This is a genomic window from Streptomyces sp. NPDC051582 (assembly GCF_040681715.1).
Taxonomy (GTDB): Bacteria; Actinomycetota; Actinomycetes; order Streptomycetales; family Streptomycetaceae; genus Streptomyces.
Map to the genome: position 1 here is coordinate 18,683 of NZ_JBFAZJ010000043.1, position 21,690 is coordinate 40,372.

The following is a 21,690-nucleotide window of genomic DNA, read 5'->3' on the forward strand; positions in this document are numbered from 1 at the left end:
GCCCCCGCCCCGAACCTTCCGGGGCGCATCCACCGCGCCTGGTTCGTTGCGGCCGTCGCGTTCGTGACGATCATCGGCGCCGCCGCCTTCGCCTCCCTGCCCGGACTGCTCATCGAGCCGCTGCACGAGGAGTTCGACTGGTCGCGCGGCACCATCGGCTTCGCCGTCTCGGTGAACCTCGCGCTCTACGGACTCACGGCGCCCTTCGCCGCCGCGCTGATGGACCGTTTCGGCATCCGCAAGGTGGTGGCGCTGGCCCTGCTGGTCATATCCGGCGGCACGGCGGCCACCGTGTGGATGACGGCGTCCTGGCAACTGGTGCTCTTCTGGGGCGTGCTGGTCGGCCTGGGCAGCGGCTCCATGGCACTGGCCTTCGCGGCGACGGTGACCAACCGCTGGTTCACCGCCCGGCGCGGGCTCGTCACCGGCATCCTGACCGCGGCCGGGGCCTCCGGCCAGCTGATCTTCCTGCCGCTGCTGTCCTGGCTGGTGGTGCACCACGGCTGGCGTCCGGCGGCCGTGACGGTGTCGCTGGCGGCGCTGGCGGTCATCCCGTTCGTCTGGCTGCTGCTGCGCGACCACCCGGCCGACGTGGGGCTCGCCCCGTACGGGGGCAGCTACGCGGAGAAGCCCGCACCGGCCCTCGGGGCGGCCCGCCGGGCGGTGACGGTGCTGTTCAAGGCGGCCCGTACCGGCCCGTTCTGGCTGCTGGCGGGCACCTTCGCGATCTGCGGCGCCTCGACCAACGGGCTGGTCAAGACCCACTTCGTGCCGGCGGCGCACGACCACGGCATGCCGGTGACGGCGGCCGCGGGGCTGCTCGCGGTGATCGGCGTGTTCGACGTCATCGGCACCATCGCCTCCGGCTGGTTCACGGACCGCTTCGAGGCGCGCCGCCTGCTGGCGGTGTACTACGCACTGCGCGGCGTCTCGCTGATGTTCCTGCCGATGCTGCTGGCGCCGTCCGTGCACCCGCCGATGGTCTTCTTCATCATCTTCTACGGGCTGGACTGGGTCGCGACCGTCCCGCCGACCATCGCGCTCTGCCGCGAGCACTACGGGGAGGACAGCGCGATCGTGTTCGGCTGGGTCCTGGCCTCGCACCAGGTGGGCGCGGCTCTGGTGGCCTTCCTGGGCGGCCTGGCGCGCGACGCCTTCGGCAGCTACGACCTGGTCTGGTACGCGTCGGGCGCGCTCTGCGCGATGGCGGCGCTGATGGCGATGGTGATCCGCCGCCGCCCTGCCGCCCTCACGGCGTGAGCAGGGCGGCGGCGGGCCGCCACGGGGTCAGGCGCCCGCCGGGGTCGTGGACTTCAGGGTGCCGTCCGGGCCGGCCAGCAGGACCGGGGTGGCGGGGCCGCCCAGGTCGCCGACCGCCGCACGGTCGGCGGCGGCCACCGACTCCGCCGAGCTGACCACGGCCGCGGCCTCCAGGGACTCGGCCCCGCTCGCCACCGCCATCGCGACCGCCGTCTGCAGCGCGCTCAGCTTCAGGGAGTCCAGCTCCACCGTCCCGGCGACGTACGTACGCCCGGTCTCGTCCCGCACCGCCGCACCCTCGGGCACCCCGTTGCGGGCCCGGGCGCTGCGCGCCAGTGTGATGATCTTGCTGTCTTCGGGGCTGATCCCGGTGCTGTCGGTCATGGGCGAAAGCATATGGAGCGCCTCGACGGGGCCGCACGACGGGCCCCGCCGAGACGCTCTCCCCTCCGCCCCCGTGTCCCCCCGGATCTTGAGGCACGCGGGACCGAACCCAAGCGCCCGAACCAGCACGACCTGTGATCCAAAGGTCACAGAGTTCAGTGACTTTCGTCCTGTCCGCGTGCCACCCTCACGGGCGGTCGAGCCGGAGCCGCTCCGCCCTCGGCAGACCAGCGACCACCAGGTCGTACGAGTCCTCGACCAGCTCCCGCACCAGCGCGTCCGGCAGCGCGCCGACCGTCACCGTGTTCCAGTGCCGCTTGTTCATGTGCCAGCCCGGCACGATCGCCTCGTGCTCCTCCCTCAGCCGCACCGCCAGCTCCGGCTCGCACTTGAGGTTGACCTTCAGCGGGTCCGCGTCCAGCGCGCTCAGCGCGAACACCTTCCCCAGCACCTTGAACACCGAGGTCTCGGGCGTGAAGGGGAACTCCTCCACCGCCGCGTTGAACCCCAGGCAGAACGCGCGCAGCTCCGCCGGCGTCATGCGCCCTCCCCGTCCTCGCCCGCCACCCGGGCAATCGGCTCCACCAGCACCGTCACGATCTTGTTCCGGCGGCCCGCCGGGGACTCGGCCGTCAGCCGCAGCGGCCGCCCGTCCGGCAGCTCCACCACCGCCGAGGCGCCCGCGATCGGCACCCGGCCCAGCGCCTTGGCCAGCAGACCGCCGACCGTCTCCACGTCCTCGTCGTCGTAGTCCTCGACCTTGAACAGCTCGCCGAGGTCGGTGATGTCGAGCCGCGCGGTCACCCGGTAACGGTCCTCGCCCAGCTCCTCGACGGGCGCGAGCTCGCGGTCGTACTCGTCGGTGATCTCGCCGACGATCTCCTCCAGGATGTCCTCGATGGTGACGATGCCCGCCGTGCCGCCGTACTCGTCGATGACCACGGCCACGTGGTTGCGCACCTGCTGCATCTCGCGCAGCAGATCGCCCGCGTTCTTGGTGTCCGGTACGAACACCGCCGGCCGCATCGCGGTCGTGACCAGGTCGGCCTCGGCCTCTCGGCTGATGTGCGTCTTGCGGACCAGGTCCTTCAGGTACACGATGCCGACGATGTCGTCCTCGTTCTCCCCGGTGACCGGGATGCGTGAGAAGCCCGACCGCAGCGCCAGCGTGGTCGCCTGACGGATCGTCTTGTACCGCTCGATGCAGACCAGGTCGGTACGCGGCACCATCACCTCGCGCACCAGCGTGTCGCCGAGCTCGAAGACCTGGTGCACCATCCGGCGCTCGTCGTCCTCGATCAGCGACTCCTTCTCCGCCAGGTCGACCATCGCGCGCAGCTCCGCCTCGGAGGCGAACGGCCCCTTGCGGAAGCCCTTTCCGGGCGTGAGCGCGTTGCCGATGAGGATCAGCAGCTGCGGGATGGGCCCCATGACGCGGGCGAGCGGGACCAGGACGTACGAGGCCGCCGTCGCCGTGTTGAGGGGGTGCTGGCGGCCGATGGTGCGCGGGGAGACCCCGACGGCCACGAAGGACACCAGCACCATCACGGCGATCGCGACGAGCAGCGCCTTCCAGTTGTCGCCGAACTCGTCGAGGCAGACGTACGTGACGAGCACGCCGGCCGCCATCTCGCAGGTGACCCGCACGAGCAGCGCCACGTTGAGGTAGCGGGTGGGGTCGGCGGCGACCTGCGCCAGCTTCGCGCTGCCGCGCCGGCCCTCCCGTACGGCCTGCTCGGCGCGGAAGCCGGAGATCCGGGCGATGCCGGACTCGGCGCACGCCGCGAACCAGGCCACCACCACCAGCAGCACCGCGCCGGTGATCAGCTGCGGGGCGGTCACGAGACGGTCGGGGCCGGGGACGGACCGGTCATGCCGCGCTCACCGCGCCAGCCGTCGACGATGGCCGCCTGGAGGCCGAACATCTCGGCCTTCTCGTCCGGCTCCTCGTGGTCGTACCCGAGCAGGTGCAGCACCCCGTGGACGGTCAGGAGCTGGAGCTCCTCGTCCATGGAGTGCTGCGTCGGAGCTTCCTCACCCTGCTTCTTGGCGACCTCGGGGCAGAGCACGATGTCACCGAGGAGACCCTGCGGGGGCTCCTCGTCGTCCTTCGCCGGCGGACGGAGCTCGTCCATCGGGAAGGACATGACGTCGGTGGGACCGGGCAGGTCCATCCACTGGATGTGGAGCTGCTCCATGGCGTCCTCGTCGATGACGATGACGGAGAGCTCGGACAGCGGGTGGATCCGCATCCGGGTGAGCGCGTAGCGGGCGATGTCGAGGATCGCCCGCTCGTCGACCTCGGTTCCGGACTCGTTGTTGACGTCGATCGACATGGTGCGCTGGGTTCTACTTCCGCTGGTAGCCGTTCCGGGACTGCTGGGCGTCCTGGCTGTCGTCGTACTTCTCGTACGCATCGACGATACGGCCGACCAGCTTGTGCCGGACGACATCCTCGGACGTGAGCCGCGAGAAGTGGATGTCCGGGACCCCCTCCAGGATCTTCTGGACCTCACGCAGACCGCTCTTGGCACCACCCGGCAGGTCGATCTGCGTGATGTCACCGGTCACGACGATCTTCGAGTCGAACCCGAGCCGGGTCAGGAACATCTTCATCTGCTCGGCGGTGGTGTTCTGCGCCTCGTCGAGCACGACGAACGCCTCGTTCAGGGTGTTGTGCGTCAGGAGGTAGTCCTGCGTGACGTACAGCGAGTCCTCGGCGGCCACCTGGATGCACACCGCCTCCTCCCGCCCCGCGGGCTCGATCGAGTCGATGAACCGCATCGGGCGCCCGCCGCCGCCGGCCGCGTCGTAAGCGTCCCGCTTGCGGGCGAGACGGAAGGGCTCGATGCCCTCGGGCAGGCGGATGTCGACGACGTGCGCGGCGTCGCGGTGACCGGCCAGTGCGCTGCCCTGCTCGCGCCCCTCGGCCGCGCGGCGGCGGGTGTAGGCGACGCCGCCGAGGGACTGGACGAGAGCGATCACGTCGTCCCGCAGGACGATCGACGCCGTGGAGTACTGGATCCGGCAGGTCCGGTCCTTCTGGACGACCGGGCCGCCGTCGGAGTCGAGCAACCCCTGGAGCACGGCGAGACGGACCTCCGCCGTGTTGAACAGGTAGTCGTCCGGCACGAACTCGGAGTGCGAACGGCTGCCGAGCAGGTCCGGTTCGCGCATGATCCTGGTGACGGGATTCTCCAGGGTGACCACGTCACCGGGAGACTTGACGCGGTTCAGGACGTAGTCGGAACCGCCCTTGTGCCGGACGGTCACACCTGGGAGCGCAGCCTCCAGTGCGTGGACGAGTTCCTCGTCCTCCGTGGAGAACGACGGGGTGGTCGAGCCGGTCAGACATCCGTCCCCGAGCAGCAGCCCGAGCGCGTACGGGTCCACGAGGACCTCACGCACGGGGAACTCGACAGGCGCGGTGAGCATCGGCAGCTCGTAGCGGCGGGCGTGCCCCGCCCGGAGGTTGCCGATCATGTCCTGGGTCTCCAGGACCCGCCACGGCTTGTCGCGGCGCTCGTCGTCGCGTGTCCTGACCGTCCAGAGATGCTCAGCGCAGGCCAGGGTCCAGGAGCCGTCCTGGGCCGTGACACGGTAGACGTCCTTCTCGCCCTGCGGGTAGACGCCGAGGACGGGGGTCGGCTCGCCGTTCGATCCGACAACCAGGTCACCCACTTGGAGATCGCCGATGGGTCGCCAGCCGTCCGGTGTCAGAACGTTCGTGAAGACCGGCTGACTGCGGCCCCTCATATATGCCAGCGGTGCGACCTCGATCGTGCCCGCCGCCATCAGGCGGGGGATCGAGTCCGGGTCGATCATGTCGTGCAGCGCGTCGTACAGCGGGCGCAGGTACGGGTCGATCTTGTCGAAGAGCGTGCCCGGGAGGAAGCCGAGGCGTTCGCCCGCCTCGACCGCCGGCCGGGTCAGGATGATCCGGCTGACCTGCTTGGACTGCAGGGCCTGGACCGCCTTGGCCATGGCGAGGTAGGTCTTGCCGGTACCGGCGGGGCCGATGCCGAACACGATCGTGTTCTTGTCGATCGCGTCGACGTACCGCTTCTGGTTGAGGGTCTTGGGGCGGATGGTGCGACCGCGACTGGAGAGGATGTTCTGGGTGAGCACCTCCGCCGGAGTCTCGTCCGGGCCGTTGCCGTTGCCGCTCGCCTTGAGCATGGCGATCGAGCGTTCCACTGCGTCCTCCGTCATCGGCTGCCCGGTGCGGAGCACCAGCATCATCTCGTCGAAAAGGCGCTGGACCAGAGCGACTTCCGCCGCGTCTCCGACCGCGCTGACCTGATTGCCCCGAACATGGATGTCGGCCTTCGGAAAGGCCTTCTCGATCACGCGCAACAGGGCGTCACCAGAGCCGAGCACCGCGACCATCGGATGCCTGGACGGAACGGTGAAGTGGGCTCGCGCCTGCCCCGGCGCCGGGTTCTGGGCTGTGGGTGTCTGAGTCATGGGCCGGCACTGTGGCCTGCACATACCTCCCGCTGAGGGGCCTCGCCGATCGACGACCTCCGGAGTACCAAGGGTACGACTCCGCCGCGCCATCCCCGAGGGGTTTTCCACCCCGCCCCGCACGCCTCCCGGGCCGGTCCTAGACGGGGTGGCGGAAGCCGATGGTCGGGACCGCCCGGCGCCGGGAGGCCGGTTCGCCGCCCGGCGGGACCAGCGCGTCCAGGAACCCGTAGCGCGGCCGCAGGACCTCGGGGGCCGTGCGCCACCAGTGGGCCACCTCCGGCCAGCCCGGGGCCGACAGGGAGCCGCCGAACTCCTGGACCGACAGGGCCGCCGTCAGCCCCGCGAAGGCCAGCCGGTCCGCCAGCGGCCACCCCGCCAGGGTGGCCGTGACGAATCCCGCCACGTAGACGTCCCCCGCCCCCGTCGGGTCCAGCTCCTCCACCGCGATCCCGGGGACCTCGGCCGTCTCCCCGGTCCGCCCGTCCACCGCGTACGAACCCTCCGCGCCCATCGTCACCACCGCGACCGGCACCTTCTCGGCCAGCGCCCGGGCCGCGGCTCTCGGACAGTCGGTCCGCGTGTACCGCATCGCCTCCCCCGCGTTCGGCAGGAAGGCCTCGCAGTGCTCCAGGTCCGGCAGGGCCGCCAGGTCCCAGCGGCCGCTCTCGTCCCATCCCACGTCTGCGAAGATCCGCGCCCCGCAGCGCGCCGCCTCCGCGATCCACGGCTCCGCCCGCCCCCGCGCCAGCGAGGCCACGGCTGCCCGGGTGCGCGGCGGGCACTGCGGGAACGGCCCGGGGCCCGCCGGGGGCGGGGCCTCGTGGCCGTGCGAGACCATCGTGCGCTCGCCCTCGTACGCCATCGAGACGGTGACCGGGCTGTGCCAGCCGGGGACGGTCCGCGACATCGACAGGTCGATGCCCTCGCCCTGCTCCAGCGCGTCCCAGCAGTACTCGCCGTAGTGGTCGTCGCCGAACGCGGCCGCCAGCGAGGTGCGCAGGCCGAGCCGGGCCAGGGCGGTGGCCATGTTGGCCACTCCGCCGGGGCTGGAGCCCATGCCGCGCGCCCAGGACTCCGTACCGCGCACCGGGGCCGAGTCGAGGCCGGTGAAGATGATGTCGAGGAAGACCGTGCCGGTCAGGTAGACGTCGAACCCCGGCTCCAAGGGGTCCCGCAGCGGGCCGAGCGGGTCCAGGTCTGCGGCTGCGCTGTCGAGCGCGTCCAGGTCTGCGCTGCGGCTGGTGAGGCTGTCCCGACTGGTCACGGTGTACTCCCGGCTCTGGTGCGAATGCTCGTTTCCGCAAGCGGGCATGCAGGGGAAAGCTGGCAGCCTTGCCCGCCCCGGGCAGGGCCAAAACACAGTGTGTCGCACATCACTCTCGTGGCGCTCTTCTCCGGGTCGCGGAGCACTTGATAGACAAGGGGCCCGCGGCCTCGCGGAAATCCCGTCCCACCTGCGCATCACCGGGAAGAGCCGTGTCCGACACCACCCCCGCGCCGCCCGCCGTCTGGCCCCTGGTGGCCCTCTTCACGGCCGGGTACGTCGCCCCCTACCTGCTCCCCACCGTCGTCGGACGCCTCGACGCCCACCTCCCGCTGAGCCCCGCCCAGGCCGGGCTCGTCGGCACGGCCCTGCTGCTCGGTTCCGCCACCGCCGGATTCACCCTGGCCTCCCGGATCCCCCGCCGCGGACCGCGCCCACTGGCACGGCTCGGACTGCTGCTCGCCGTCCTGGGCTACGGCGCGGCGGCCTCGACCACGCTGCTCCCGCTGGTGGTCGCGGGCGTGGTGGTCGGCGGCTTCGGCTCCGGCAGCGCCACCGCCGTGGCCGCCGCCGGGATCGCCGGACACCGTGATCCCCACCGGATCTCCTCGCTCGGGCTGCTGTCGGTCTCGGCGACCGCGGGGGCCCTGTACCTGACCCTGCCGCACCTCGGCGGCGGGCACGGGCTGCCGTTCGCGGCCATCGCCCTGGTCGCGGCGCTGGCCTGGCCGGCCACCGGCCGGCTCGGCGGGCCGACCCGTCCCGGTCCGGCCGCCGTACGGAACTCCGGGCGGCCGCCGTACCCGCGCGCCGGGGCGGTCCTGGCGGGCTGCCTGCTGTTCTGGTCACTGACCCAGGAGGCCCTGTGGGGAGTCAGCGGGCGGATCGGCGCCGAGCAGGCGGGGCTGTCCGAGGCCACGCTGGGCGTCGTCTTCGCGGTGGCGCTGGGTGCGGGCCTGCTCGGGGTCACGGGCGCCTCCGCGTTCGGCACCCGGCTGGGGCGGGCGCTCCCGATCGGCGCGGGCACGGCGGCCATCGCGGGCTGCGTGGTGCTGACCGCGTCCGCGGACGGGCTCGCCGGTTTCGCCGCCGGGGAGATCCTGTGGAACGCGGTCTACCCGGTCGTCCTCTCGTACCTGATCGGCCTCGCGGCGGCCCTGGATCCGCGCGGCCGCTGGGCGGTGTTCGCGGGGGCCGCCTCCTCGCTGGGCACGGCCTGCGGGCCGGTGGTGGGCAGCCTGCTCGCCGAGGCCTTCGGGCTTGCGGGCATGGGGCTGGTGCTGGGCGGGCTGCTGCTGGCCGTGGCCGGGCCGCTGACCGCGGTGGCGCTGCACGCGGGCAAAGGCCCGGCGGTCGCGGTCGCGGCCACGACCGCGACCGCGGCCGTCGAACCGGAACTCCGCATCGAGATCCCCGCTCCGGCGGTCACGGCCGAAGCCGGAAGGCCCCGCCGGGTCCTGCTGCTCTCCCCGGCGGCCCGCCGCTCCCGCACCCGCAACCGCGAGCGGGACGCCTCTACCGTCTAACCGCGCTTCGGCAGGGGAACCCGTACGAGGTCCGCGGCGATCGTGAGCTCGCCCTCGAAACCGGCCTCGCGGGCCTGGCGTTCGAACTCCCGGGGGTCCGAGTAGCGCTGCGAGAAGTGCGTCAGCACCAGGTGACGGACGCCCGCCTCGCGTGCCACCCGCGCCGCCTGACCGGCGGTCAGGTGGCCGTGGTCGGTGGCGAGCGCCTCGTCCTCGTCGAGGAACGTGGACTCGATCACCAGCATGTCGGCGCCCGCGGCGAGCGCGTCCACGCCGGGGCACAGCCGGGTGTCCATGACGAAGGCGAAGCTCTGCCCCGGCTTGTGCTCGCTGACGTCGTCGAGCGTGACCCCGCCGAGGCGCCCCTCGCGCTGGATCCGGCCCACGTCGGGCCCCTTGATCCCGTGCCGCGCGAGCAGTCCGGGCACCATGCGGCGCCCGTCCGGTTCGGTGAGCCGGTAGCCGAAGGACTCCACCGGGTGCGAGAGCAGGCGCGCCTCCAGGACGTACGAGGGCCCCTCGGCCAGCGGCCCGTCCGCGGCGACGGGCTCCTCGCGGAGCGCGACGGTCTCCCGGTAGGCGGTCGCGTACCGGAGCCGGTCGAAGAACTTCTGCCCGGAGGCCGGGTAGTGCGCGGTGACGGGGTGCGGGACCCGGTCCAGGTTGATGCGCTGGATCACCCCGGCGAGGCCGAGGCTGTGGTCGCCGTGGAAGTGGGTGACGCAGATCCGGTTGATGTCGTGCGCGGCCACCCCGGCGCGCAGCATCTGGCGCTGGGTGCCCTCGCCCGGGTCGAAGAGGATGCCCTCGCCGTCCCAGCGCAGGAGGTAGCCGTTGTGGTTGCGGTGGCGGGTGGGCACCTGGCTGGCGGTGCCCAGCACCACGAACTCTCGTACGGACACCGGGTTATCCGGGGGGCCACTGGAGGCCGCGGCCGCCGAGGACGTGCGCGTGGGCGTGGAAGACGGTCTGGCCGGCGCCGGCGCCGGTGTTGAACACCACGCGGTAGCCGTGGTCGTCGAGCTTCTCCTCGGCCGCGATGCGCCCGGCCTCGCGCAGCAGGTCTGCGGCGACGGCCGGTTCGGCTGCGGCGAGGGAGGCGGCGTCGGGGTAGTGCACCTTGGGGATCACGAGGACGTGCGTGGGCGCCTGCGGGTTGATGTCCCGGAACGCGAACGTCGTCGCGGTCTCCCGGACCACGGTCGCCGGGATGCTCCCCGCGACGATCTTGCAGAACAGGCAGTCCGCCTGCGGTTCCCCGGCCATTGCTTCGCCTTCCGAGACAGTGGCTCCGGCGGACGGCCCGCCGGAGCCGACGATGATCAGCCCCGGCATCGTATCCGGCGCCGCCGACGCCCTCATGTGCGTTTCGACCGGACCGGGACCCGGGCCGGCCGGGGGCCGGGGGTCAGGACCAGCGGCCCGTGCGCGCCAGCAGGACGGCCGTCGCCGCGGTGCCGGCGGTGGAGGTGCGCAGCACAGAGGAGCCCAGGCGGAAGGGGTGGGCGCCGGCCTCCGCGAAGGCGGCCAGCTCCTCGGGGGAGACCCCGCCTTCCGGTCCGACGACCAGGACGATGGAGCCCGCGGCCGGGAGTTCGGCCGTGGCCAGGGCCCCCGAGGGGGTGTCCCGGTCCTCGTGGAGGACCACCGCCAGGTCGGCCCCGGCCAGCAGCGCCGCGACCTGCTTGGTGGACATGGCCTCGGCCACCTCCGGGAAGCGGACCCGGCGGGACTGCTTGCCCGCCTCCCGGGCCGTGGCCCGCCATTTGGCCAGGGACTTGGCTCCGCGCTCGCCGCGCCACTGGGTGATGCAGCGCGAGGCCTGCCAGGGGACGATCGCGTCCACGCCGGTCTCGGTCATCGTCTCGACCGCGAGCTCGCCGCGGTCCCCCTTGGGGAGGGCCTGGACGACGGTGATCCGTACGGCCGGTTCCGGTTCCTCCCGGACGAGGTTCAAGTCCATGAGGACCAGCCGGTCCTTGCCCTCGGCGGCCTTGACCACGCCCTCCGTCCAGTGACCGCGCCCGTCGGTGAGGACCACGTCCTCACCGGGGTTCAGCCGCTTCACGGACACCGCGTGCCGGCCCTCCGGGCCGTCGAGCACGAACTCCGGCCCCGCGGGGACCTCTTCGACCACGAACACGGGGGCGGTCATGACGTACTCCTGTTGTTCATCGACTTCAATGCACTCTGTGCCTCGGCCAGTTCCGCCGCCAGCACCTCCACCAGCTTCCCCGCGGGCAGCGCCCGCGCCAGCCGGTGTCCCTGGCCCGCCCACAGGGCCATGCCCTGCGGGTCCCCGGCCGCTGCGGCCGCCTTGCGCAGTCCGCTGGTCATGTGGTGGATCTGCGGGTACGCGGCCGGGGCGTACGGCCCGTGCTCCCGCATGAACCGGTTCACCAGTCCCCGCGCCGGCCGCCCCGAGAACGCCCTGGTCAGCTCCGTGTGGGGGAACAGGAGGTCCGTCAGGGCCCGCTTGTGCAGCGGATGCGCGCCCGACTCGGGGCAGGCCAGGAACGCGGTGCCGAGCTGCGCCGCCCCCGCGCCCGCCGCCAGCAGCGCCGCGATCTGCGATCCCCGCATCAGCCCGCCCGCCGCGATGATCGGCAGCGCCACGGCCTCCCGTACCTGCGCCACCAGCGCGAGCAGGCCCACGCCCGCCGTGCCGTCGGCCTGCGGGTCGTCGCGGTGGGTGCCCTGGTGGCCGCCGGCCTCCACGCCCTGGACGCAGAGGGCGTCGGCGCCCGCGGCCTGGACGGCGCGGGCCTCGTCGACCGAGGTGACGGTGACCACGGAGTACGTACCGGCCTGGCGCAGGGCGGCGAGGACCACGGGCGCGGGGCAGCCGAAGGTGAACGAGACCACGGGGACCGGGTCTTCGAGGAGGATCGCCAGCTTGGCGTCGTAGCCGTCGTCGCTCGTGCCGATGATGTCCTCGTCGGCCAGGGACAGCTCGTACCAGCTGGCCTCCCCCGCCAGCTGCCCGCGGTACGCCTCCACGGCCGACTGGTCCACGTACCCGGTCTGCGGCATGAAGAGGTTCACGCCGAACGGGCGCCGGGTCAGCGCGCGCAGCTGTTTGATCTCCTGGTACATGCCGTCGGCCGTCTTGTAGCCGCCGGCCAGGAAGCCCAGGCCGCCCGCCTCGCACACGGCGGCGGCCAGCGGCGGACAGGAGGCGCCGCCCGCCATGGGAGCCTGCACGATCGGGTAGGGGGAGAGACCGTACGGTGCGGAGGACATGCCCTGCATCGTGCCATGTCCCGCCCACCGGGCCGAATCACCGCATTCGCCTGGCATAGTCCGCTTCACCGGCGGCGTCCGCACCGATGCGACGAGCCCGGTCCGGGGCATCCCCGGACCGGGCTCGTACGTCTGCCGACGGGCCGGTCAGCGGCCGTTGAAGGCGTCCTTCAGGCGGCTGAACAGGCCCTGCTGCCCCGGCGCGAACTGGCCCGTGGGCCGCTCCTCGCCGCGCAGCTTGGCGAGCTGGCGCAGCAGCTCCTCCTGCTGGGCGTCCAGCTTGCCGGGGGTGGTGACCTCGACGTGGACGATCAGGTCGCCGCGGCCGCCGCCGCGCAGGTGCGTGACGCCGCGCCCGTGCAGCGGGATCGACTGGCCGGACCCGGTGCCGGGCCGGATGTCGATCTCCTCCATGCCGTCCAGGGTCTCCAGCGGGCATTTGGTGCCCAGGGCCGCGGCCGTCATGGGGATGGTCACCGTGCAGTGCAGGTCGTCCCCGCGCCGCTGGAAGGTCGGGTGCGAGAGCTCGTGGATCTCCACGTACAGGTCGCCGGCGGGGCCGCCGCCGGGGCCGACCTCGCCCTCGCCCGCGAGCTGGATCCGGGTGCCGTTCTCGACACCGGCGGGGATCTTGACCGTCAGGCTGCGGCGGGAGCGGACCCGGCCGTCGCCCGCGCACTCGGGGCACGGGGTCGGGACCACGGTGCCGAAGCCCTGGCACTGGGGGCAGGGACGCGAGGTCATGACCTGGCCCAGGAAGGACCGGGTGACCTGCGACACCTCACCGCGACCGCGGCACATGTCACACGTCTGCGCCGAGGTGCCGGGGGCGGCGCCCTCGCCGGAGCAGGTGGTGCAGACGACGGCCGTGTCGACCTGGATGTCCTTGGTCGTGCCGAAGGCGGCCTCGTCCAGCTCCAGGTCGAGGCGGATCATGGCGTCCTGGCCGCGGCGGGTCCGCGAGCGCGGTCCGCGCTGCGAGGCCTGGCCGAAGAAGGCGTCCATGATGTCGGAGAAGTTGCCGAAGCCGCCCGCACCGAAGCCACCCGCGCCCGCGCCGCCGCCCGAGGAGGACAGCGGGTCGCCGCCGAGGTCGTAGACCTGCTTCTTCTGCGGGTCCGAGAGCACCTCGTAGGCCGCGTTGATCTCCTTGAAGCGCTCCTGCGTCTTCGGATCCGGATTCACGTCCGGGTGGAGTTCACGCGCGAGGCGGCGGAAGGCCTTCTTGATCTCGTCCTGCGATGCGTCGCGGCGCACGCCGAGAACGGCGTAGTAGTCCGTGGCCACTTACGACTCCGCCAGGATCTGTCCGACGTAACGTGCCACTGCGCGTACCGCTCCCATCGTTCCGGGGTAGTCCATGCGGGTCGGTCCGACCACGCCGAGTTTGGCGACTGTCTCGCCGCCCGAACCGTAGCCGACGGAGACGACGGACGTGGAGTTCAGTCCCTCGTAGGCATTCTCATGCCCGATCCGTACGGCCATTCCCGACTCGTTGGCCTCGCCCAGCAGCTTGAGGAGCACGACCTGCTCCTCCAGCGCTTCGAGCACCGGCCTGATCGTCAGGGGAAAATCGTGTCCGAAGCGCGTGAGATTGGCGGTCCCGCCGATCATCAGCCGCTCCTCGGCCTCTTCGACCAGCGTCTCCAGCAGCGTGGAGAGCACGGTCGACACCGTGCCGCGGTCCTCCGGTTCGAAGGACTCCGGCAGGTCCTGCACGAGCTGCGGCACGTCGGTGAACCGACGGCCGACGACCCGGCTGTTGAGCCGCGCCCGCAGATCGGCCAGCGAGCTCTCGCCGAACGGCGCCTGGCAGTCGACCAGACGCTGCTCCACCCGCCCCGTGTCGGTGATCAGCACGAGCATGAGCCGGGCCGGAGCCAGCGACAGCAGTTCCACGTGCCGCACCGTCGAACGGGTCAGGCTCGGGTACTGGACGACGGCGACCTGCCGGGTGAGCTGCGCGAGCAGCCGCACGGTGCGGCCGACGACGTCGTCGAGGTCGACGGCGCCGTCGAGGAAGTTCTGGATCGCACGGCGCTCGGGCGTCGACAGGGGTTTGACCCCCGCCAGCCTGTCGACGAAGAGCCGGTAGCCCTTGTCGGTGGGGATCCGGCCGGCGCTGGTGTGGGGCTGGGCGATGTAGCCCTCCTCCTCCAGCACGGCCATGTCGTTGCGCACGGTGGCGGGCGAGACGCCGAGCCGGTGCCGCTCGGTGAGCGCCTTGGAGCCGACCGGCTCCTCCGTCCCGACGTAGTCCTGGACGATGGCGCGCAGCACCTCAAGTCTGCGTTCGCTCAGCATCGCGCACACCTCCAGCTGGTCGTCGTGGCTCGTCGTGGTCGGTTTCATCTGCTTCGTTGGCACTCCGGGCGTTCGAGTGCCAGAGATCCCCCGGCCAGTGTACGGCCGGGTAGTCAGCCCCTGGCAAGGGCGGCCCGCCAGGGTAGCGTCGCGGCATGGACGTGCATTGGGAAGAGGCGGGCTGGGAGCGGCTGACCGGGCGGACCGGGCGGCGACGGCTCCCGGTGTGGGACTGCACGGTGGGACTGGTGGTGGGGGACGAGTCGGTGCTCCTGATCGACCCGGGCTCGTGCGTACGCGAAGGCGCGCAGCTGCGGGCGGAGGCGGAGCGGCTGACCGGCCGGCGCGTGACGCATATCGCATTCACGCACGGCCATTTCGATCACGTACTGGGTGCGGGCGCGTTCGCCGGGGCCGAGGTGTACGGGGCGGTGGGGCTGGACGCGGAGCTGGCGACGGGCCGGGAGGAGCTGCGCGGCGACGCGGTCCGGCAGGGGCTCGCGGAGGCCGAGGCGACCGAGGCCGTGGACCTGCTGGTGGTGCCCCGGCACCACGTGTCGGGCGAATGGACGCTGGAGCTGGGCGGGGTGCAGGCACTGCTGGCCAACGTCGGACCGGGGCACACCCCGTACGACCTGGCGGTGTGCGTGCCGGGCGAGCGCGAGACGGTGTTCTGCGGGGACCTCGTCGAGGAGTCGGGGCAGCCCCAGGCGGGCAGCGACGCGGTGCCGGCGCAGTGGCCGGCGGCGCTGGACCGGCTGCTGTCGCTGGGCGGGGACGACGCGCTGTACGTGCCGGGTCACGGAGCGGTGGTCACGGCGGACTTCGTCCGTGAGCAACGCGACACACTGGCACGGCGGTTCGGCGTGTCGGTCACGTGAGGGCGCGCGCTCTCCTACGCTCGGCCGGATGCGCGAGTACTCCCCCGACCTGACCCCGCAGTGGAAGCGCCCCAAGCCGGTGCCGGAGGTGCCGGCCGACACCGACCTGGTGGTCGAGGTGGCGGGTACGGACTTCTGCGGGGCGGTGGTGGCGTGCGAGGCGGGCACCGTGACCCTGGAGGACCGCTTCGGCAAGCGGCGGGTGTTCCCGCTGGAGCCGCGGGGGTTCCTGCTGGAGGGCGCCGTGGTGACCCTGACCCGCCCCTCACGGGCCCCCGCGGCCCCCTTGCGCACGTCCTCGGGCTCGGTGGCGGTCCCGGGGGCGCGTGCGCGCGTGGCGCGGGCCGGGCGGATCTACGTGGAGGGCCGGCACGACGCGGAGCTCGTGGAGCGGGTCTGGGGTGACGACCTGCGGATCGAGGGCGTGGTGGTGGAGTACCTGGAGGGCGTCGACGACCTGCCCGCGGTGGTCGCGGACTTCGCCCCGGCCCCCGACGCCCGCCTGGGCGTACTGGTGGACCACCTGGTGCCGGGTTCGAAGGAGTCCCGTATCGCGGCCTCGGTGACCTCGCCCGACGTCCTGGTCGTCGGCCACCCGTACGTGGACGTCTGGCAGGCGGTGAAGCCGTCCGCCCTGGGCATCCCCGCGTGGCCGGTGGTCCCGCCGGGCCAGGACTGGAAGACGGGCGTCTGCAGGGCGCTGGGCTGGCCGGAGAACACCGGCGCCGCCTGGCAGCACATCCTGTCCCGCGTGCGGTCCTACAAGGACCTGGAGCCGGTCCTGCTGGGCCGCGTGGAGGAACTGATCGACTTCGTGACAGCACCGCTCTGAGCCACGGCAGGGTGCCGAATCCCATGGTGGGGGTCCACGATCGGACGTGCGGGCACGCCGCCGGCCGCGGGCACGCGCGGCAGGAGGCCACGAGCAGGCAGGGTCGCACCTGCCCGTACCCGCACCGATTCACTCGTCCGTGAGGTCAGTCCACCAGATCGCGGACCACCGCGTCGGCCAGGAGCCGGCCGCGCAGGGTCAGCACGGCGCGGCCCGCCTCGTACGGAGCCGGCTCCAGCAGGCCGTCGGCCAGGGCGCGGCGGGAGGCCGCCAGGCCGGCCGGGGCCAGCAGGGACAGCGGTACGCCGTCCACCAGGCGCAGCTCCAGCAGGATGCGCTCCACCCGGCGGTCCTCCTCGGAGAGGAGCTCGCGGCCCGCGCCCGGGGAGCGGCCCTCCGCGAGCGCCGCCGCGTACGCGCCGGGGTGCTTCACGTTCCACCAGCGGACCCCGCCCACGTGGCTGTGGGCCCCGGGACCCGCGCCCCACCAGTCCGCGCCGCGCCAGTACAGCTCGTTGTGCAGGCAGCGGCCGGCCTGCGAGGTGGCCCAGTTCGAGACCTCGTACCAGTCGTACCCGGCCTCGGCCATCACCGAGTCCGCGATCAGGTACCGGTCGGCGTGCACGTCGTCGTCCGTCATCGGGATCTCGCCGCGGCGGATCCGCCGGGCCAGCTGGGTGCCCTCCTCCACGATCAGCGCGTACGCGCTGATGTGGTCCGGTCCGGCTCCGAGCGCGGCGGTCAGGGAAGCCCGCCAGTCCTCGTCGGTCTCGCCGGGCGTGCCGTAGATCAGGTCCAGGTTCACGTGCTCGAAGCCCGCCGCCCGCGCCTCGGCGACGCAGGCCTCCGGCCGTCCGGGGGTGTGGGTGCGGTCGAGCACCTTCAGGACGTGCTGCTTGGCGCTCTGCATGCCGAAGGAGACCCGGTTGAATCCCCCGGCCCGCAGCTCCGCCAGGTACTCGGGGTTCACCGACTCCGGGTTGGCCTCCGTGGTGACCTCGGCGTCCTCGGCCAGCCCGAACTCGTCCCGGATCGCCGCGAGCATCCGTACCAGGTCCGCGGCGGGCAGCAGCGTCGGCGTACCGCCGCCCACGAACACCGTCCGCACGGCCCGCGGGTCGTCGCCGAGCACCTTGCGGGCGAGGCGGACCTCGTCGATCAGGGTGTCGGCGTAGTTCTCCCGGGAGGCGAGCACGCCGCCGGTGCCGCGCAGCTCGGTCGCGGTGTACGTGTTGAAGTCGCAGTACCCGCACCGCGTGGCGCAGTACGGGACGTGCAGGTAGAACCCGAGGGGCCGGTCCCCGGCGCCCGCCAGGGCGTGCGACGGCAGCGAGCCGTCTTCGGGCATGGGTTCACCGTCGGGCAGTGCGGAAGGCATGCCCCCATTGTCCCGCACCGCGGCCGGGGGCCCGGCCGCCCACCGGCGCCCCCGGGCCCCTCGTACCGCCCGCCGCCGCGCTACGCCTCGCGCGAGCCCTCGTACATCTCGTCGATCAGGTGCTTGAACTCACGCTCGACGGCCGGGCGCTTCAGCTTGAGGCTGGGCGTGAGGTCGCCGTGCTCCACGTCCAGGTCGCGGGGCAGGATCCGGAACTTCTTGATCGTCTGCCAGCGCTGGAGGCCCTCGTTCAGGGTCTGGACGTACGTCTCGATCAGCCGGTTCGTCTCCGCCGCGGCCAGGACCTCGCCGTAGGTCTTGCCCTCCAGCCCGTTCTCGGCGGCCCAGACCATGATCGACGGCTCGTCGAGCGCGACCAGGGCGGCGCAGAAGTTCCGGTCGGCGCCGTGCACGACGATGCTCGACACGTACGGGCAGATCGCCTTGAAGCGGCCCTCGATCTCGGCCGGCGCGACGTACTTGCCGTTCGAGGTCTTGATCAGGTCCTTCTTGCGGTCCGTGATGCGCAGGTAGCCGTCGGGCGAGAGCTCGCCGATGTCCCCCGTGTGCAGCCAGCCGTCCTCCTCCAGCACCTCGGCGGTCTTCTCGGGCTGGAGGTGGTAGCCCTGCATGATGCCGGGGCCGCGCAGCAGGATCTCGCCGTCGTCGGCGATGCGGACCTCGGTGCCGGGGAGCGGCTTGCCGACGGTGCCGGTGCGGTAGGCCTCGCCGGGGTTGACGAAGGAGGCCGCGCTGGACTCGGTGAGGCCGTAGCCCTCCAGGATGTTGATGCCGGCGCCGGCGAAGAAGTAGCCGATCTCGGGGGCCAGGGCGGAGGCGCCGGAGACGGCGGCGCGCAGCCGGCCGCCGAAGGCGTCGCGCAGCTTGGAGTAGACGAGCGCGTCGGCGATCTTGTGCTTGGTCGCGAGACCGAAGGGGACCGCGGGGCTGCCGGTGCGCCGGTAGTTGTCCTGGGTGGTCTTGGCGTACTCGCGGGCCACGCCGACCGACCACTGGAAGATCTTGTACTTGGCGCCGCCGCCGGCCCGGGCCTTGGCCGCGACCCCGTTGTAGACCTTCTCGAAGATGCGGGGGACGGCCGCCATGTAGGTGGGCTGGACGACCGGCAGGTTCTCGATGATCTTGTCGATCCGGCCGTCGACGGCGGTGACGTGCCCGACCTCGATCTGGCCGGAGGTCAGGACCTTGCCGAAGACGTGCGCGAGCGGCAGCCACAGGTACTGGACGTCGGTGCTGGAGATCATGCCGGTGGCGACGGTGGCCTTGGCCATGTACGACCAGTTGTCGTGCGGCAGGCGTACGCCCTTGGGGCGGCCGGTGGTGCCCGAGGTGTAGATGAGCGTGGCGAGCTGGTCGGCCGTGATGGCGCCGATCCGCTCCTTGACCGCCTCGGGGTGCTTCGCGAGGTACGCGTTGCCGCGCGCTTCGAGGTCGGCGAGGGAGAGCACCCAGCCTTCCGGATCGCCGGCGGCCGGTACCGCGTCGGCGGCCTCCACGACCACGACGTGGGCGAGCTCGGGCAGGTCGGCGCGGCGTTCGCGGGCCTTGGCGAGCTGGGAGGCGTCCTCGGCGATCAGCACCCGGCTGGCGGAGTCGGAGAGGATGAACGCCGACTCCTCGGCGTTGGTGCTGGGGTAGATCGTGGTGACCGCGCCGCCGGCGCACATGACGCCGAGGTCCGAGAGGATCCACTCGACGCGGGTGTTGGAGGCGAGCGCGACCCGGTCCTCGGGTCCCAGGCCCAGGTCCAGCAGGCCGGCGGCGATGCCGAAGACCCGCTCGGCGGCCTGTCCCCAGCTCAGCGACTTCCAGTCGTCGGGGCCGCTGCCGCCGGCCGCGGGCACCGGGAACCGGTATGCCTCGGCGTTCGGCGTGGCGGCGACACGCTCCAGGAAGAGGGCCGCCACGGTGGGCGGGCGGTTCTCGATCAAGGTCTGTGTGTCGCTCACGGACGTCCTCCGGACCACGCGGCAGGGCCTGTCATTCAGGGGCTTGTAACTGGCGAGTAACCATCGAGCAGTGATCAGACTAGGTGTCCTCCGGCCAGGGCGTAAGGGGCGGCGAGCGGCCGATTCATAACGAAACAGGCCCCCGCGCGTCAGCGTGGGGGCCCGTTCCGTATGGCACTGCTCTGCGGCGCTCGCCGCGGACTACTTCTTCTTGCCCGCGGACTCGTCGCTGGAGAGGACGGCGATGAAGGCCTCCTGGGGCACCTCCACCGAGCCGACCATCTTCATGCGCTTCTTGCCTTCCTTCTGCTTCTCCAGCAGCTTCCGCTTACGGGAGATGTCACCGCCGTAGCACTTGGCGAGGACGTCCTTTCGGATGGCGCGGATGGTCTCGCGGGCGATGACGCGCGAGCCGACGGCCGCCTGGATCGGCACCTCGAAGGCCTGCCGCGGGATGAGCTCGCGCAGCTTGGCGACGAGCCGCACGCCGTACGCGTACGCAGCGTCCTTGTGGGTGACGGCGGAGAAGGCGTCGACCTTGTCGCCGTGCAGCAGGATGTCGACCTTGACCAGGCTGCCGGACTGCTCGCCGGTGGGCTCGTAGTCGAGGGAGGCGTAACCGCGCGTCTTGGACTTCAGCTGGTCGAAGAAGTCGAAGACGATCTCCGCGAGGGGCAGCGTGTAGCGGATCTCGACGCGGTCCTCGGAGAGGTAGTCCATGCCGAGCAGCGTGCCGCGGCGGGTCTGGCAGAGCTCCATGATCGCGCCGATGAACTCGGTGGGCGCGAGCACGGTGGCGCGGACGACCGGCTCGAACACGTCCGAGATCTTGCCCTCGGGGAACTCGCTCGGGTTGGTGACCTGGACTTCCTTGCCGTCCTCCAGGACGACGCGGTAGACCACGTTCGGCGCGGTGGCGATCAGGTCGAGGCCGAACTCGCGCTCCAGGCGCTCGCGGACCACGTCCAGGTGCAGCAGGCCGAGGAAGCCGACGCGGAAGCCGAAGCCGAGCGCCGCCGAGGTCTCCGGCTCGTAGACGAGCGCGGCGTCGTTGAGCTGGAGCTTGTCCAGGGCCTCGCGCAGGTCGGGGTACTCGGAGCCGTCGAGCGGGTAGAGGCCCGAGAACACCATCGGCTTCGGGTCCTTGTAGCCGCCGAGGGCCTCGGTCGCACCGTTGTGCAGGCTGGTGATCGTGTCACCGACCTTGGACTGACGGACGTCCTTCACGCCGGTGATGATGTAGCCCACCTCGCCGACGCCGATGCCGTCGGCCGGGGTCATCTCCGGAGAGGAGACACCGATCTCCAGCAGCTCGTGGGTGGCGCCGGTGGACATCATCCGGATGCGCTCGCGCTTGTTGAGCTGGCCGTCGACCACACGGACGTACGTGACGACGCCGCGGTACGAGTCGTAGACCGAGTCGAAGATCATCGCGCGGGCGGGGGCGTCCTTGACGCCGACCGGGGCCGGGACGGTGGCGACGACCTTGTCGAGCAGGGCGTCGACGCCGAGACCGGTCTTCGCGGAGACGCGCAGGACGTCCTCGGGCTGGCAGCCGACCAGGTTCGCGAGCTCCTCGGCGAACTTCTCCGGCTGGGCGGCCGGCAGGTCGATCTTGTTCAGGACCGGGACGATCGCGAGGTCGTTCTCCATCGCCAGGTACAGGTTGGCGAGGGTCTGGGCCTCGATGCCCTGTGCGGCGTCCACCAGGAGGACCGTGCCCTCACAGGCGGCGAGGGAGCGCGACACCTCGTACGTGAAGTCGACGTGCCCGGGGGTGTCGATCATGTTGAGGATGTGCGTCTTGCCCACGCCCTCGCCCGTGGTGGGCGCCCAGGGCAGACGGACCGCCTGGGACTTGATCGTGATGCCGCGCTCACGCTCGATGTCCATGCGGTCGAGGTACTGGGCGCGCATCTGCCGCTGGTCGACGACGCCGGTGAGCTGGAGCATCCGGTCGGCGAGCGTCGACTTGCCGTGGTCGATGTGCGCGATGATGCAGAAATTGCGGATCAGCGCCGGGTCGGTACGGCTCGGCTCGGGCACGTGGCTGGGGATCGCGGGCACGCAGTGTCCTGATTCTCGGGTCGCAGTCGGAAGCGTTTCCGGCTCTCGTCGGATCTGTACGCAGGTTCCCATGGTCCCATGGACGGGGCGATGCGCTCGGTTTGGGCCGGT

General features: G+C 72.0%; 19 protein-coding genes. 4 read left to right on the forward strand and 15 right to left on the reverse strand.

The window, feature by feature from the left end:
- Positions 1–27 precede the first annotated feature (27 nt).
- The gene (locus AB0M92_RS35375) at positions 28–1,260 is read left to right on the forward strand and encodes an MFS transporter (RefSeq protein WP_366106482.1); all 1,233 of its coding nucleotides are present in this window, start codon (positions 28–30) and stop codon (positions 1,258–1,260) included.
- Between the two features lie 27 nt (positions 1,261–1,287).
- Here AB0M92_RS35375 and AB0M92_RS35380 read toward each other — a convergent pair whose 3' ends face one another.
- From AB0M92_RS35380 to AB0M92_RS35405, 6 genes are all read right to left on the reverse strand, one after another.
- Complete coding sequence (locus tag AB0M92_RS35380; protein ID WP_366106462.1) at positions 1,288–1,644, reverse strand: cytidine deaminase; 357 nt, start codon at positions 1,642–1,644, stop codon at positions 1,288–1,290.
- Positions 1,645–1,831: 187 nt separating this feature from the next.
- A complete protein-coding gene (locus AB0M92_RS35385) occupies positions 1,832–2,185 on the reverse strand; it encodes an MmcQ/YjbR family DNA-binding protein (protein ID WP_048480608.1) in 354 nt (117 codons plus the stop codon).
- The gene (locus tag AB0M92_RS35390) at positions 2,182–3,486 is read right to left on the reverse strand and encodes a hemolysin family protein (protein WP_366106463.1); all 1,305 of its coding nucleotides are present in this window, start codon (positions 3,484–3,486) and stop codon (positions 2,182–2,184) included. The genes AB0M92_RS35385 and AB0M92_RS35390 overlap by 4 nt, the downstream gene beginning before the upstream one ends.
- On the reverse strand, positions 3,483–3,980 hold the full coding sequence (gene ybeY / locus AB0M92_RS35395) for an rRNA maturation RNase YbeY (protein ID WP_053689049.1): 498 nt from the start codon (positions 3,978–3,980) through the stop codon (positions 3,483–3,485). Before ybeY ends, AB0M92_RS35390 begins: the two co-directional genes overlap by 4 nt.
- Before the next feature lie 13 nt (positions 3,981–3,993).
- Positions 3,994–6,111 carry a PhoH family protein gene (locus tag AB0M92_RS35400; protein WP_366106464.1) on the reverse strand — a complete coding sequence of 706 codons (2,118 nt, stop codon included), beginning with the start codon at positions 6,109–6,111 and terminating at the stop codon, positions 3,994–3,996.
- Between the two features lie 139 nt (positions 6,112–6,250).
- Positions 6,251–7,309 (reverse strand): PfkB family carbohydrate kinase, encoded by a 1,059-nt coding sequence (locus tag AB0M92_RS35405; RefSeq protein WP_366106483.1) that lies wholly within the window; start codon positions 7,307–7,309, stop codon positions 6,251–6,253.
- Between the two features lie 281 nt (positions 7,310–7,590).
- Here AB0M92_RS35405 and AB0M92_RS35410 point away from each other — a divergent pair, with 281 nt between their 5' ends.
- A complete protein-coding gene (locus tag AB0M92_RS35410) occupies positions 7,591–8,904 on the forward strand; it encodes an MFS transporter (RefSeq protein WP_366106465.1) in 1,314 nt (437 codons plus the stop codon).
- Here the strand turns inward: AB0M92_RS35410 and AB0M92_RS35415 are convergent.
- From AB0M92_RS35415 to hrcA, 6 genes are all read right to left on the reverse strand, one after another.
- Positions 8,901–9,806, reverse strand: coding sequence for a ribonuclease Z (locus AB0M92_RS35415; protein ID WP_366106466.1), 906 nt, complete (start codon positions 9,804–9,806; stop codon positions 8,901–8,903). The two genes, AB0M92_RS35410 and AB0M92_RS35415, sit on opposite strands and share 4 nt — an antisense overlap.
- Positions 9,807–9,810: 4 nt before the next feature.
- Positions 9,811–10,170: a histidine triad nucleotide-binding protein gene (locus AB0M92_RS35420; protein ID WP_366106467.1), complete on the reverse strand. Its 360-nt coding sequence runs from the start codon at positions 10,168–10,170 to the stop codon at positions 9,811–9,813.
- Positions 10,171–10,312: 142 nt separating this feature from the next.
- Positions 10,313–11,059: a 16S rRNA (uracil(1498)-N(3))-methyltransferase gene (locus AB0M92_RS35425; protein ID WP_366106468.1), complete on the reverse strand. Its 747-nt coding sequence runs from the start codon at positions 11,057–11,059 to the stop codon at positions 10,313–10,315.
- Entirely contained in the window at positions 11,056–12,147 is a 1,092-nt protein-coding gene (locus AB0M92_RS35430) for a nitronate monooxygenase (RefSeq protein WP_366106469.1), read from the reverse strand. Before AB0M92_RS35430 ends, AB0M92_RS35425 begins: the two co-directional genes overlap by 4 nt.
- Before the next feature lie 147 nt (positions 12,148–12,294).
- Positions 12,295–13,434: a molecular chaperone DnaJ gene (gene dnaJ / locus AB0M92_RS35435; protein ID WP_366106470.1), complete on the reverse strand. Its 1,140-nt coding sequence runs from the start codon at positions 13,432–13,434 to the stop codon at positions 12,295–12,297.
- Positions 13,435–14,451: a heat-inducible transcriptional repressor HrcA gene (hrcA, locus tag AB0M92_RS35440; protein ID WP_366106484.1), complete on the reverse strand. Its 1,017-nt coding sequence runs from the start codon at positions 14,449–14,451 to the stop codon at positions 13,435–13,437. It abuts the gene before it with no gap.
- A gap of 155 nt (positions 14,452–14,606) precedes the next feature.
- Between hrcA and AB0M92_RS35445 the strand changes: the two genes are divergently transcribed.
- Together AB0M92_RS35445 and AB0M92_RS35450 are read left to right on the forward strand one after the other, a co-directional pair.
- Positions 14,607–15,332 (forward strand): MBL fold metallo-hydrolase, encoded by a 726-nt coding sequence (locus AB0M92_RS35445; RefSeq protein WP_366106471.1) that lies wholly within the window; start codon positions 14,607–14,609, stop codon positions 15,330–15,332.
- A 28-nt stretch (positions 15,333–15,360) separates the two neighbouring features.
- Positions 15,361–16,164 (forward strand): DUF3097 domain-containing protein, encoded by an 804-nt coding sequence (locus tag AB0M92_RS35450; protein ID WP_366106472.1) that lies wholly within the window; start codon positions 15,361–15,363, stop codon positions 16,162–16,164.
- Between the two features lie 145 nt (positions 16,165–16,309).
- Here the strand turns inward: AB0M92_RS35450 and hemW are convergent, their stop codons facing one another.
- From hemW to lepA, 3 genes are all read right to left on the reverse strand, one after another.
- Positions 16,310–17,542, reverse strand: a complete 1,233-nt coding sequence (gene hemW, locus AB0M92_RS35455) for a radical SAM family heme chaperone HemW (protein ID WP_366106473.1) — start codon at positions 17,540–17,542, stop codon at positions 16,310–16,312.
- 80 nt (positions 17,543–17,622) lie between these two features.
- Complete coding sequence (locus AB0M92_RS35460) at positions 17,623–19,512, reverse strand: AMP-dependent synthetase/ligase (RefSeq protein WP_366106474.1); 1,890 nt, start codon at positions 19,510–19,512, stop codon at positions 17,623–17,625.
- Between the two features lie 201 nt (positions 19,513–19,713).
- Positions 19,714–21,579: a translation elongation factor 4 gene (gene lepA / locus AB0M92_RS35465; RefSeq protein WP_366106475.1), complete on the reverse strand. Its 1,866-nt coding sequence runs from the start codon at positions 21,577–21,579 to the stop codon at positions 19,714–19,716.
- Positions 21,580–21,690: the final 111 nt, after the last annotated feature.